The 12742-nt window shown below is 72.2% G+C and carries 15 protein-coding genes and 1 pseudogene; 6 read left to right on the top strand and 10 right to left on the bottom strand.

What is annotated here, in order from left to right; genetic code table 11:
* Window positions 1–227: CNNM domain-containing protein (locus tag ACFW3D_RS40965; protein ID WP_500513497.1), on the bottom strand; the 227-nt coding region annotated here is incomplete at its 3' end.
* 313 nt (window positions 228–540) lie between these two features.
* Here ACFW3D_RS40965 and ACFW3D_RS40970 point away from each other — a divergent pair.
* Window positions 541–681: pseudogene (locus ACFW3D_RS40970) on the top strand (sporulation protein); the annotation flags it as partial.
* A gap of 20 nt (window positions 682–701) precedes the next feature.
* Here the strand turns inward: ACFW3D_RS40970 and ACFW3D_RS40975 are convergent.
* Window positions 702–836, bottom strand: a complete 135-nt coding sequence (locus ACFW3D_RS40975) for a hypothetical protein (protein ID WP_500513498.1) — start codon at window positions 834–836, stop codon at window positions 702–704.
* A gap of 71 nt (window positions 837–907) precedes the next feature.
* Between ACFW3D_RS40975 and ACFW3D_RS40980 the strand changes: the two genes are divergently transcribed.
* On the top strand, window positions 908–1750 hold the full coding sequence (locus ACFW3D_RS40980; RefSeq protein ID WP_500513499.1) for an undecaprenyl-diphosphate phosphatase: 843 nt from the start codon (window positions 908–910) through the stop codon (window positions 1748–1750).
* 84 nt (window positions 1751–1834) lie between these two features.
* On the opposite strand, the gene ACFW3D_RS40985 is transcribed toward ACFW3D_RS40980, so the two are convergent.
* The 4 genes from ACFW3D_RS40985 to ACFW3D_RS41000 form a co-directional block, all read right to left on the bottom strand.
* Window positions 1835–2941 (bottom strand): serine/threonine-protein kinase, encoded by a 1107-nt coding sequence (locus ACFW3D_RS40985; protein WP_500513510.1) that lies wholly within the window; start codon window positions 2939–2941, stop codon window positions 1835–1837.
* A gap of 101 nt (window positions 2942–3042) precedes the next feature.
* On the bottom strand, window positions 3043–3651 hold the full coding sequence (locus ACFW3D_RS40990; RefSeq protein WP_500513500.1) for a DUF2625 family protein: 609 nt from the start codon (window positions 3649–3651) through the stop codon (window positions 3043–3045).
* A 115-nt stretch (window positions 3652–3766) separates the two neighbouring features.
* A complete protein-coding gene (locus tag ACFW3D_RS40995; protein WP_500513501.1) occupies window positions 3767–4258 on the bottom strand; it encodes a cupin domain-containing protein in 492 nt (163 codons plus the stop codon).
* A gap of 85 nt (window positions 4259–4343) precedes the next feature.
* On the bottom strand, window positions 4344–4712 hold the full coding sequence (locus ACFW3D_RS41000) for a DUF4267 domain-containing protein (protein ID WP_500513502.1): 369 nt from the start codon (window positions 4710–4712) through the stop codon (window positions 4344–4346).
* Between the two features lie 88 nt (window positions 4713–4800).
* Here ACFW3D_RS41000 and ACFW3D_RS41005 point away from each other — a divergent pair, with 88 nt between their 5' ends.
* Window positions 4801–5382: a TetR/AcrR family transcriptional regulator gene (locus ACFW3D_RS41005; protein WP_500513503.1), complete on the top strand. Its 582-nt coding sequence runs from the start codon at window positions 4801–4803 to the stop codon at window positions 5380–5382.
* A gap of 27 nt (window positions 5383–5409) precedes the next feature.
* On the opposite strand, the gene ACFW3D_RS41010 is transcribed toward ACFW3D_RS41005, so the two are convergent.
* The 4 genes from ACFW3D_RS41010 to ACFW3D_RS41025 all read right to left on the bottom strand — a co-directional run bounded on the left by ACFW3D_RS41010 (window position 5410) and on the right by ACFW3D_RS41025 (window position 10439).
* Window positions 5410–6150, bottom strand: a complete 741-nt coding sequence (locus ACFW3D_RS41010; RefSeq protein WP_500513504.1) for a GNAT family N-acetyltransferase — start codon at window positions 6148–6150, stop codon at window positions 5410–5412.
* A 149-nt stretch (window positions 6151–6299) separates the two neighbouring features.
* Complete coding sequence (locus ACFW3D_RS41015) at window positions 6300–7754, bottom strand: glyceraldehyde-3-phosphate dehydrogenase (RefSeq protein WP_500513505.1); 1455 nt, start codon at window positions 7752–7754, stop codon at window positions 6300–6302.
* Between the two features lie 82 nt (window positions 7755–7836).
* Entirely contained in the window at window positions 7837–8328 is a 492-nt protein-coding gene (locus ACFW3D_RS41020; RefSeq protein ID WP_500513506.1) for a hypothetical protein, read from the bottom strand.
* A gap of 161 nt (window positions 8329–8489) precedes the next feature.
* Window positions 8490–10439: an N-acetylmuramoyl-L-alanine amidase gene (locus ACFW3D_RS41025; protein ID WP_500513507.1), complete on the bottom strand. Its 1950-nt coding sequence runs from the start codon at window positions 10437–10439 to the stop codon at window positions 8490–8492.
* Between the two features lie 685 nt (window positions 10440–11124).
* Between ACFW3D_RS41025 and ACFW3D_RS41030 the strand changes: the two genes are divergently transcribed.
* From ACFW3D_RS41030 to ACFW3D_RS41040, 3 genes are all read left to right on the top strand, one after another.
* Window positions 11125–11322 (top strand): hypothetical protein, encoded by a 198-nt coding sequence (locus tag ACFW3D_RS41030; protein WP_500513508.1) that lies wholly within the window; start codon window positions 11125–11127, stop codon window positions 11320–11322.
* 65 nt (window positions 11323–11387) lie between these two features.
* On the top strand, window positions 11388–12062 hold the full coding sequence (locus ACFW3D_RS41035; RefSeq protein WP_500513511.1) for a molybdopterin-dependent oxidoreductase: 675 nt from the start codon (window positions 11388–11390) through the stop codon (window positions 12060–12062).
* Complete coding sequence (locus ACFW3D_RS41040; RefSeq protein WP_500513509.1) at window positions 12004–12696, top strand: cytochrome b/b6 domain-containing protein; 693 nt, start codon at window positions 12004–12006, stop codon at window positions 12694–12696. Before ACFW3D_RS41035 ends, ACFW3D_RS41040 begins: the two co-directional genes overlap by 59 nt.
* Window positions 12697–12742 lie beyond the last annotated feature (46 nt).

Here is a 12742-nt window from a genome sequence, read left to right on the forward strand (position 1 = left end):
ATGCCGATGACCAGCGAGGTCACCGTGATGCCCAGCTGTGCGCCGGACAGCTGCAGCGTCAGCCGCCGCACGGCCTTGAGGGCGCCGTCCGCGCCACGCTCACCGGCCGCGGCGGAACGTTCCAGCTCGCCGCGCTCCACCGTCGTGAGGGAGAACTCCGCCGCGACGAACACCGCGCAGGCCAGGGTCAGCAGCAGGGCCAGCAGGAGGAGCAGGACTTCGGTCACCGTGTCACCCCCGTTCCCACGCCTCGGCGGGCCTCTCGGGGGATGACACGGTCGGTACTCGGGGGATGGTCCATCGCGGGAACCGCGGCTCCTTCTTCGTGCTCGGTACGGCAGGTTCCCCCATGGTAAAGGAAGCGCAAAGGCGGCCGTCAATGGCGACGGCCCTTGCGCCACCGCCCCGGCCGGCCCCCGAGACCGGCCGCAGACCGCTCGGCCATGCGGGTGTCTTGGGAACTTCTTTACCTGACGCGATAGTTCTGCGGGTGGCCCGCAGGGGGCCGACGGAACCACAGGTGAAGGAGTGAACGCCGCAATGGTGTTCAAACGGCTACTCGGATCGCCCGGCGTGGGCGGGCCCTCACCGGACGCGGTGCTGGAGGGCGGCGGCCCGGTCATGCCCGGCGGCGCCCTGTACGGGCGGGTCCGTCTGGAGCGCGGCAGCGCGGACGCCGACGGGTCCTGACCCGCACGCCCTCACGCCGTTCCGGTGGGCCGTGCCGCGGCCGGCCGCACGGCCCGCTCCACCGCGGGCGGCACCCCGCCCGCCCCTCCGGCCACCACCACCGACACCGCCACCGCCACCGCCACCGCCCAGCCGTACGACCTCATGTCGCGCACCTCCCCCGAGCGGCGCCGCCGCCGGGCCGTGCCGCCCCGACCATCCGTGGAGTCACCCCCCGATGTCCTGGTTCGAAGCCGTCGTCCTCGGCCTGCTGCAGGGGCTCACCGAGTTCCTGCCCGTCTCCTCCAGCGCACACCTGCGCGTGTTCTCCGCCCTGGCCGGCTGGAAGGACCCGGGGTCGGCCTTCACGGCCGTGACTCAGCTGGGCACCGAGACGGCCGTGCTGATCTACTTCCGGCGCGACATCGTCTCGATCGTCAAGGCCTGGACGACCTCCCTCTTCGTCCCCGACCGGCGCAAGGACCCCGACGCCCGCATGGGCTGGTTCGTCATCATCGGGACGATCCCCATCGCGGTCCTCGGCGCCGTCTTCCAGCACAGCATCGAGACGTCGCTGCGCGACCTGCGGATCACCGGCACCGTACTGATCCTCTTCGGGCTGGTCCTCGCCGTGGCCGACCGCACCCGCGCGATCCGCAGCGCCAAGCCCATCAGCGAGCTGACGCTCCCGCACGCCCTCGGCTACGGCTTCGCCCAGTCGCTCGCCCTCATCCCCGGTGTGTCCCGCTCCGGCGGCACGATCAGCGCGGGGCTCTTCCTCGGCTACAGCCGAGAGGCGGCCGCCCGCTACTCCTTCCTGCTGGCCATCCCCGCGGTGCTCGCGTCCGGCACTCTGGAGCTGTTCGAGATCGGTGACGGGGCCGCTCCCGCCTGGGGGCCGACGCTGCTGGCCACCGGGATCGCCTTCGTCGTCGGCTACGCGGCCATCGCCTGGTTCCTCAAGTACGTCTCCACGCACAGCTTCACGCCGTTCGTGGTCTACCGCGTCCTGCTCGGTGTGCTGATCATCGGGCTGGTCGCCGTGGGTGCCGTCGCACCGGGCGCGGGGGACGTGGGCTGACCGGTCCCCGGCTCAGTCCTCGTCCTGCGAGTCGTCGTCGCCCCGTTCGTCGCCCTGTTCGATCGACCAGGTCGGCGGACGGCGTCACGGACGGGGCGAGGACCCGGCCTCCTGGCTCGGCGTCGTGCTCGCACCGTCGGTGGGGGTGTTCGCGGAGCTGCTCTCCGGTGAGAACCACACCATGCCGAGGATCACGGCCGCCACGAAGGCCACCACCCCGGCGATGGCGCTCGCCACGCGGGGCCGGTAGCGGATGAACTCGCCAGGGCTGCGGCGCTGTGCCGGCGCCGCCCGCCGCCGGGACGACGCCGGCCGGGCGGCGCGCGCGGACCGCGTCGCCGGCGGACGCACGAGCGCCGCCGTACCGGCCTCGTTCCCCCCGCCGTTCGGGACACCGTGCGGCGGCACGGTGGCGGCCGGGGAGACCGCCGGCGCGCGCCACGCGTCGGTGCGGAACCAGTCGGCCACGTCCTGGGCCGTGGGCCGGTCCTCCGGCTGCTTGGCCAGGAGCCCCAGCAGATAGCCCTCGAAGGCGGAGGGCAGGTCGACGCCCAGCTGCGAGGGCGGTACCGGCGCGCTGTCGATGTGCTGGTAGAGCAGGGCCGTCGCGCTGTCTCCCTGGAACGGCGCACGTCCCGTCAGCAACTGGTAGAGGACGCACCCGAGGGCGTAGACGTCGGAGGCCGGCCCCGCGGTCCGCCCCAGGGCCCGTTCGGGGGCGAGGTAGAGGCTGGTGCCGACGATCTGCCCGGTCATCGTCAGCCCGGCGGCCGGATCGTCGACGAACCGGGCGATCCCGAAGTCGCCGATCTTGAGCGACCCCGCGGCGTCGAGCATCAGGTTGCCGGGCTTGATGTCGCGGTGGACGATGCCCTGCTGGTGGGCGGCCGCCAGACCCGCGGCGGCCTGCGCGGCGACGACCGCGACGTGTTCGGCGCCCAGCAGGTGGCCGGCCTCCAGCAACTGGGCCAGGCTGTCGCCGTCGACCAGTTCCATGACGAGGAAGAACCGCCCGTCCCAGGCCCCGAAGTCGAAGACCGCCACGACGTGGGGGTGACTCAGACGCGCCGCCGTCTGCGCCTCCAGCCGGAACCGCGCGGCCGCCGAGGGGTCGGCACCGTCGCCCAGCAGGAGCTTGACCGCGACGGGACGCCCCAGCACCTCGTCGGTCGCCCGCCACACCTCGCCCATGCCGCCGCGGCCGATGGGCGCGTCCAAGCGATACCGATCCGCCACCAGCACGTCGTACGACCTCGATCCCGCGAGCCAAACCAGACCCCCCTTAAGGTACTTCACCCGCGCACCCGCGATGACCTGCGGCCGCAACCGCCGGGGACTCGCACCTCGCCGAGGAGCCGTGGGGCGGCGGGGCCCGCCCGCCGCGCGAAGTCGGGCGCCGCTCCCAGCACTTGACGCATCGCAGCCGCCTGCCGGGGCGTCCCGGCGAGGTCGGCGCGCGACTCCTCCGACCGCAGGAACGGGTGTACGGCGACCCCCTGCGAGAGGGCGAGGGTCGCGGTCTCCTCGCGCCGGCCCGGCCGGCGGAGCCCGTCGCAGGACGTCGCCGACTGCCCCGAGAGGGGCCAGGCGACCCACGCGGAGCGACCCGTCTCCCTCGCCTCCCACTCGAGGGTGTCGGGCGCGAGGCAGGTCATCCGGCCCGGATCGCGCGGGCGTCCCACGGCCGCGGCATCGTGACCGTTCGGTGCGAACACCCCGCCGGACACCCGCCCCCATCCGTCCTCCGGGAGCAACCCGCCGGTGTCCGGTACCAGGGCACCCGGTGCCGACCGGGCGGCCACCTGCGACTGCAGCAGGCGCCGGCCCCCTTCACCGGGATCGACGGGCAGCACCCGGACGGGCGCGGGGCCGGCGGTGAGCATCGCCCCCGCTCCGGCCATGCCGGGGTGAACACGTCGGTCGGCTCGCCGATCTGGCGCACCCGGGCATGATCCCGGCCCGAACCCGGCCCGCCGGAGGCGGGTCGGGTGCCTGCGTCGGCCGCCGCGGCCCCGCTCAACCCCGCCGATCCCAGGCCGCGTTGTGCAGGAAGTAGGTGTCGTACCGCTCCTGCACCTCCAGCAGGCTCTCCGGGGCGACCTCGCCCAGGGCTATCCGCTGCAAGTGACGGAAGTACGCGAAGCGTTCGACGCCCGGGGTGATGACGATGAGCATGTCGGCGTCGCAGCCGGGCGCCGCACCGAAGGCGTGGGGGCGGCCGGGCGGGACGACGACCAGGTCGCCCGCTCCGGCGGTGACGACCTCGTCCCCGGACAGGAACCGGGCCTCGCCGTCGAGCATGTAGAACATCTCGGCCGACCTGTCGTGCCGGTGCGGCCGCGCGCCGTCGGCGCCGCCGGTCAGGGTCACGCGCTGGGTGGAGAGCGCGCCGCCCGTCGCGCTGCTGTCGGCCAGCAGCCGGACGGTGGTGGGAGCGCGGCCGATCACCTCGGCCTCGGTGGAACGCACGATCACGGATGCGTCGAAGTCGGGCACGATCAATGACATTGCGGGCTCCTTGTCCGGACGATCAGGGTCCTGCGGGGTCTTGCGGGCCTTGCGGGGTCGTGACGGGGCTGCGGGAGCCGCCGGGTCACACGGCGAAGAGCAGCGCGGCGCAGACGAGGACGACGACCGCGGTGGCGAAGTGGATGCCGAACGCGACCGCCTTGGTGCCGCCGTGCCGCAGGACTATCAGGGTGTCGCCGAGCGGGGCGAGCGCCACGATCAGCATGAACCAGGCCTCGGCACGGGCACCGGCGAAGGCGAGCAGGGCCAGGCCCATCACGCCGAAGGTGGCGTCCCGCAGGCCCTTGACGGCGAGGTAGGCGCCGGCCCCGTCCCCCTCGGCGGGCACGCCGTACCCGGCGGCCGCGGGGCGGGGCTGGAGGAGGAACCGGGCTCCGATGAAGAGCACCAGGAGGTCGAGCACGACGGCCAGGGTGTACGCGGTGACGGTCACGTCCACATCTCCTTGCTAGCAGCGCTAGGGACAGGAGCGAAGCTAGCAGAGCATCGACAGGAGGTCTAGCGGTGCTAGAATTTCTTCCATGACGATCCGGACGCGCCGGGAGCGCGAGCGAGCCGAGCGCGAGCAGCTGATCATCACCGCCGCACGGGAACTGGCGGAGGCCGAGGGCTGGGACGCGGTCACCACACGGCGGCTGGCCGCCGGGATCGAGTACAGCCAGCCCGTCCTGTACAGCCACTTCAAGGGCAAGGACGCCATCATGGCCGCCGTCGCGGTGCAGGGGTTCGCGGAACTCGCCACCGAACTGCGGGACGCGCGTACCGCGGTGGAAGGCCCGCGGGAGACCCTCGCCGCGGTGGGCGTGGCGTACACGGCGTTCGCGCGGCGGCGGCCGGCCCTCTACGACGCGATGTTCACCCACCACGTCGGCCTGCCGTTCGCCACGCCCGAGGCACCTGCGGCCCTGCGCGACGCGTTCGGCGAACTGCTGCGTGCCGTCGAGCCGGTCGCGGGCGCCGACGGCGCGCCCGACCTCCTGACGGAGACCTACTGGGCCGGCCTGCACGGCCTGGTCACCCTCATGCGCAGCGGCCGCCTGCCGGAGCAGGCGCACGAGCGCAGGCTCGCCCTGCTGAACGCCCGCTTCACCAGCGGCGGTTGAGACCGGCCCCGAGGGCATCCGCTCCCCTCAGGGGACGAGAACGGTGAGCGAGGTGCCGGTGACGGCGAACCCCAGCCGCTCGTACAGCCCGCGCGCGGGATTGGCGTCGCTCACCGCCAGGCCGATCCGTGGAAGACCGCCCGCCGCCGCGTCCGCCAGCACCCGGCGCAGCAGCCGGGAACCGAGACCGGCGTAACGGGAATCCGGCTGCCGGAAGACCGTCGCGACCCACGGGAGGCCGTCGCGGTCCGTCACGACGACCCCGGCGACGACATGGCCGGTCCCGTCGACCGCCAGGGTGCTGCACGGCAGTACCGGTCCGAGCACGGCGCCCGACAGCACCGGGGCCAGCTGTACGTCCAGGGCCTCCTCGTCACTGCCCTGGTGGTGGTCGGGATGACCGGGTGCGAAGGCGGCCCGCCATGCGGGGAGCAGCTCCCGGGCCTCGCGGTCGCAGGGCGCGGCACGCAGCCCGTCCGGCAGGGGCACCGCGGCCCACTCGCGCGGCGGGGGATCGGCGACGAGGTCGCGCTCCATGCCGTGCGCGTGCCGCAGCACCCGGGCGCCGTGCCGTACGAGCTGCTGCCCGAGCTCGACGGAGCCCGACACGGCCCACCCCGGCATGCCCGCGAGCACGGCCGGCACCGGGTCCGGCCCCACCGCTTCCGCGAGGTCGGCCCAGGGGCGGCCGTCCCGGACCCCCTCGACGTACGACAGTTGCGGCAGTCCCCCCGGCCCGTGCAGGACCAGGCGCTCTTCCTCGTGCACGGTCACCCGGTACCGCCCGCCGTCGTCGGCATCGCTCTCATGCGCCCCATGCTGCGGGCCGCCCGACGGTGCGTGCAAACGATTTGCGGTCGCCCGGGCCGGCCGGCCGACGGAGACCCCCGCACCGGCCGCGCCGACGCGCCGGGCCCTCAGGCCCGCGGGGCCGGATAGGTCGGGTACTCGACCTCGGAGACATGCTGGACGACCCGGATGACCTGGCAGGAGTAGCCGAACTCGTTGTCGTACCAGAGGTAGAGGATGGCGTTGTCGCCGTCGACCTTGGTGGCGCCGGCGTCGACGATCGAGGCGTGCCGCGAGCCGATGAAGTCGCTGGAGACGGCGTCGGGGGCGCTGATGAAGTCGATCTGGCGCTTGAGCGGGGAGGTCAGCGACACCTCGCGCAGGTGGTCCAGGACCTCCTCGCGGGTGGTCTCCCGGGCGAGCTGCAGACTGAGGATCGCGATCGAGACGTCCGGCACCGGCACGCGGATGGAGCTGCCGGTGATCCTCGCCTTGAGGTCGGGCAGCGCCTTGGCGACGGCCGAGGCGGCGCCGGTCTCGGTGATGACCATGTTGAGCGGCGCCGACCGGCCGCGGCGGTCCGAACTGTGGTAATTGTCCAGCAGATTCTGGTCGTTGGTGAACGAGTGGACCGTCTCGACGTGCCCGCGCAGGACTCCGTACTCATCCGCCATCGCCTTCAGCGGCGGCACGATCGCGTTGGTGGTGCAGGAGGCGCAGGACAGGATCCGCTCGTCCGGCTTGATCATGTCGTGGTTGACGCCGTGGACGACGTTGGGGACGTCGCCCTTGCCCGGGGCGGTCAGGACGACCTTGTCCACACCGGGACGCAGGTGCTGCGACAGGCCCTCGCGATCCCGCCACTTGCCGGTGTTGTCGATGAGGATGGCGTCCTTGATGCCGTACGCCGTGTAGTCGAGCGACGTCGGGTCGTCGCAGTAGATCACCTTGATCGCGTTGCCGTTGGCAACGATCGTGCTGTTCGCCTCGTCGACGGTGATCGTGCCCTGGAACTGGCCGTGGATGGAGTCGCGGCGCAGCAGCGAGGCGCGCTTGACGAGGTCTTCGGCGGCCCGGCCGGCTCCCTTGCGGACGACGATGGCGCGCAGCCGCAGGCCGTTGCCGGAACCGGTCTTCTCGATCAGCAGCCGGGCGAGGAGCCGGCCGATGCGGCCGAAGCCGTAGAGGACGACGTCCCGCGGCTCACGGCGCTCGATCTTGTTCGCACCGGTGGCGCCGGCGACGGCCGCGGCGGTGAACTCCGCCACCGACAGCCCGCGGTCGTCGGCGCGGTGGCTCGCGGCGAGCATGCCGAGGTCGATCTGGGACGGACCGAGGTCGAGCGTGGTGAGGGCCCGCAGGAACGGCAGCGTCTCGGTGACGGAGAGCTCCTCCCCGGTGATCTGCCGGACGAAGCGGTGGGCCTTGAGGATGCTGATCACCGACTTGTTCACCAAGGAGCGGCTGTGCAGCAGGACGGTCACGTCTCGCTCCCTGTGCAGCTTCCCGATGATCGGAATCATCGATTCCGCGATCTCCTCGCGGTGCTTCCAGTCGGTGAACGAGTCCTCGTTGACAGTCACAGGCTTATCTTTCGAGCTAGGCGGTGCTCATATGTTAACCACACCGCCATCTCCTGCTTCCCGCGGGCCCCTCCCGCCGTCCTCAGGAGACCGCGACGACCCCGACGGCCGCCGAGCCGGTGCCCGCGCGCAGGAGGACGTCGTAGAGGAACCTGTCACCGGCCCGCGGCGCCACGGTCGCCCGCCCACCGGTCGGCAGCGCGGGCGACACGGTCTCGTGCCGCTCCCCCGGCGCCGAGCCGCTGACCGCCACCAGCCGCACCGGGGTCCTGCCGATGTTCTCGAACGTCACGGAACGGGTCCTGGGACAGGTGTAGCCCTGCTCATCCTCACCCTCATCCTCATCCGTGCAGTGGAAGCGGACGTCGCCGAGCTCCACCAGCCCGCAGGAGACATCGGTGGCGAAGGCGAAGTGCGAGGAGCAAACGGACCCCACCCGCAGGTCCTGCGCGGCCGACTCGGCGGTCGTACCACCGGGGCGGGGCGCGCCGCCGTGGCCCGGCACGTCCGCGCAGGAGACGGCGGACACGCCGAGGGCGGCGGCGAGTGCTGCGGGCAGGAGTGCTTTGCGCACCTGTGGCTCCAGAGGTCGTGCAGTCGGTGAGCCCCGCTCACCGGGGTGCCCGCCCGCGCGGGACCGGCGCGGGCGAAGGGCGGGAAAGGACGGGGGCCGGACGCGGGTGGGGCCCGGAAGCCGTGGCTCACGGGCCCCACCCTCAGTGCGTCGTACGGGCGTCAGCGACCGTCGTGCGCGGGACGCTGCGTGGCGATGACGTCGTTCGCGTACACCAGCGCGGTGCGGTGGTTGTACTGGATCGTGTACATCTTCTTGGCGCCGAAGACGACCTTGCCGTCGGCCTTGAAGAAGTCGTCGGTCAGGGCCGGCGCCGCGGTGGCGACGTACGCCTGGCCGGACGGGACGGAGTACATGCTCAGCGGGGCCATCGTCGAGGCGCCGTAGCCCGGCGGGTACTCGGAGACGTCGGGGTAGCTGAGGCCGTACACCTTGGCGGGCGGCGTGGCGGGCGTCACACCGGCCTTGATCAGTGTGTAACCACCGCGCGCCACGACGGTGTTGGCGCCCTGCGGGTTGTGGAACCACACCTTCGCGCCGCTGAACCAGATCGCGGTCCAGGGGCCCTCCTTGCCGGCGACCACGAACTGCTGGCCGGCCTGCACGGTGCTGCCCCAGTCGTTGATCCGGTCGGTGCCGTCGCCACCGGAGTGGATCGCCTGGTCACCGAAGAGCGGCGCGGTGTCGCTCGGCGCGGTGCGCACGAACAGCGAGTTCGACGGTTCCGTCACCTCGGTGCACTCGGGGGTGGCACCGGTCGGGTCGTCGGACGGGCAGACCTGGACGGTCTGCCGGTTGTCCTCGAACCCGGGGGCGATGGTCACCACCGAACCGATGTCACCGACCCCGCGCTTGCCCTCGACGGGCGCGCCCAGGAGGTCCATGAAGTGCTCCCAGTTCCAGGACTTGCCCGGGTCCCAGTGCATGCCGGAGACGCTCGACGATGAAGGGCCGACAACGTTGTCATGACCAACGATGTGCTGCCGGTCCAGGGGGATGTCGAAGCGCTCGGCCAGGTACTTCACCAGCTCGGCGGTGGCCTCGTACTGCGCCTCGGTGTACCAGTCGGCGCCGTGCGCGGCGAAGCCCTCGTGCTCGATGCCGATGGAGTGCATGTTGGTGGAGTAGTTGCCCGCGTGGAAGGCGATGTCCTTCGTGGGCATCATCTGCGTCACCGCGCCGTCCGAGGACCGCATCACGTAGTGCGAGGCGGCCGAACTGCCCGGGGTCTGGAAGGTGGCGATGGCGGACTCGTACGAGCCCTCGATGTCGTGGATGACGATGGTGTCGATCCGGATCCCATTGGCGGGCCGGTTGGAGACCTGGCCGTTGCTGGACGCCGCCGGCACGAAGGTGCAGTCCACGGTGGCGGGGCACTCGGGGTCCGTGGTGGCCGCGGCCTTCAGGCCCAGCTTCGCCAGCTGGCCCGTCGCCGGCTTGACCTGCGGCATGGCGGCGAGGCTGACCCGCTGCCCGTCCGTCGTGGTGCGGCCGGCGCCCTTGGCCAGGGTGGCGAAGACGCGGTTCGCGAACGCCTTGGCACCCTGCGCTTGCGTGGACTGGCTGTACCGGGCGACCGCCCCGTACCAGTCACCGGCCTCCGCGGAGGCCGAACCGCCGGTGGCCTTCTGGTACGACGCGAGGAGCGCCGCGCCACCGCGGATGTTGGCAGTCTCGTCCTCGCGCAGTTCCCGCGCGGACAGACCGGTCAGCTTCGCCGCGGCCTGCAGGGTGTGCAGCGCCGGGTCGGCGACGAACGACGCGATGTCACTGCGGCCGACCGCTCCGGCGTCGCCGCCGGCCACCATCTCCTCCGTGACGTCGGTCAGGTGCATCGGGCCGTATCCGCCGGTGGTGCTGTGCACCCCGGCGTGCCCGTCCCACGCCGACTCCTGGTAGGCCACGGCCAGCAGCAACTGCTCCGGCACGTGGTACTCCTCGGCCGCCGCGGCGAAGTCGCGCTGCCGCGCGGTGTCCGCCGGCGCGGCGCCGGTGGCCTGTGCCGTCAGCGGCACGGCCACCGAGCCCGCGACCACCAGCGCGCCGGCCGCGGCCAGCAGGCCGGGCCTGCGCCGCCTGGCATGCCGACGGGTGGATGTTTCTGAAGTCATGAACGATCCCAAATCTTGAACGAATGGGGCCAATTCCCCCGGCCACACTTCGATATGACGTGTCGCCGTCCCGTGGAAGGCTCGCGGAGTCTACTCACGCCACTTCCCCAGGAAATGAGACACCGTCACTATCGAGCCAACCCGCCCGGTCCTCCGTGGAATTGCGGGCCGGACGGCCGGCACCGGCGCTGACCGGCCCCGACGTGCGACCCGGCGAACGGCGGGCGGGACAAGTGCGGGGGTCCATCAGCCGAATTCCCGGCGTCCGCCACAACTCCCGTTCCCGTAAAGGGGAACCGGAAGAGAAAGGAGGACACAACCCGCATCGGCGGATGAATTCGGCCGGCGCATCGCAGTCGCACGACGTCCCTGTGCGTCACCGCCCCGACGGTGGAAGCTCACGAAGATCCTTCTTCTTGTCCGGACGGGCGTGCACACGAGAGTCGCAGGCCCCGGCCAATAGCGCTTGCTGCGTCAAGGAGTAGATCAGGAAAGCGCTGCATCATGCAAGTAAGTGCGCGGGCATATCAACCCCAAACCGGACATTGGCCACCTCCCCGCGGAGTCAGAGTCCACCCTTTGGAATCCATCACCGCCTTGACAGGTGACTTTTGGCCGTGCGAAGGTCATCACCACTTCAATGGGTGACTCGACGGCATCGCGTCGCCGGAACAGGAGAGGCCGCGTGAGCCAGGCTGTGGAGTACGACCACCTCGTGGTGGGCGCGGGGACGGCCGCAGGCGTGCCGGCCGCGCGCCTGACCGAGGACGGCGGCGCCCGCTTCCTCCCGTTGGAGGCCGGCGGGTCCGAGGTGCCGGAGGCGATGCCGGAAACGGGCCACCGCAGGGCGGCCGGGTTCGTCTCGCGGAAGGGGGCGTGGTGACCGTGACCGACCAGCAGAGCCGGCAGAGCCGGCCGGAGCGCGGCGCCCCCGTGGCGCGCCGCGCCATGCTCGGCATGCTCGGCGCCGGGGTCGCCGGCGTCGCGGCGGCCCCCTGGCTGCAGCGCGGCTGGGAGAACTTCCTCGGCGCCGCCTCGCAGGCCGACCCCACCGGGCTCACCGGGGTCCTGCCCAACCCGGGCGGCTTCCGCTACTACAGCGTCGTCGGCTCGGTGCCCCGCAAGGACGCGCGGACCTACCGCCTGAAGGTGAACGGCCTCGTCGACCGCCCGCGGACGTACACGCTCGACGAGCTCGGCGCGCTCCCGCAGAAGCGGATCGTGCGCGACGTCCAGTGCACCGACGGCTGGCGGGTGGCGGACACCCCCTTCGAGGGCGTCCCGCTGTCCGACCTGCTCGACGCCGCCGGCGTGCGCCCCGAGGGCAAGGCGATCCACTTCACCTGCTTCGACGGCGTCTACACCGAGAGCCTGACCCTCGACCAGGCCCGCCGCCCCGACATGCTCGTCGCCCTGAAGATGCAGGACAAGCCCGTCAGTCACGAGCACGGCGGCCCCGTCCGGCTCTACGCCGCGCCGATGTACTTCTACAAGTCGGCCAAGTGGCTGTCCGGAATCACCGTGACCGACGAGGTCATCCCCGGCTACTGGGAGGAGTACGGCTATGACGTCGACGGCTGGCTCGACGGGGCCGACCGGCGTGGCGACGCGCAGGCCGCCTGAGCGCTCCGCGCGCGTGCTGCGGTTCACCCGGGCCGAGCGCTGGGTGCACCGCGGCACCGGTCTGCTGATGCTGTTGTGCCTGACGACCGCGGCCTGCCTCTACCTCGGGCCGCTGGCCCAGCTCGTCGGGCGGCGCCATCTGGTCGCGACGGTCCACGAGTGGTCGGGGATCCTGCTGCCGCTACCCCTCCTGTTCGGGCTCGTCTCCCCGGCCTTCCGTGCCGACCTGCGCAGGCTGAACCGTTTCGCCACGTACGACAAGCGCTGGCTGCGGGCGGCGCGCAAGCGCCTGACCGCGCCGGACCTGCGGCCGGCCGGCAAGTTCAACGCGGGCCAGAAGCTCTACGCGGGCTGGCTCGCCGGGGCCGTGCTGGTCATGACGGCCACCGGGCTGCTGATGTGGTTCACCGGGCTGCTGCCGGCGATCTCCCGCACCAGCGCCATCTTCGTGCACGACGTCCTGGCCTGGGCGATCGCCCTGGTGGTGATCGGGCACATGCGCAAGGCGTTCCAGGACCCCGAGGCCCGGCTCGGCATGCGCACGGGTTACGTGTCCCTGGGCTGGGCCAGGCGGTGGCACCGCCACTGGCTGGAGGAGGACCACCCGGCGACGAAGGAGACGCGGGAACCCTGAACCGCGCCCCCTCGGCACACGCGCACACGCCCGGGTGGCCGGGCCC

It is taken from the genome of Streptomyces sp. NPDC058864 (assembly GCF_042742985.1).
Lineage (GTDB): Bacteria > Actinomycetota > Actinomycetes > Streptomycetales > Streptomycetaceae > Actinacidiphila.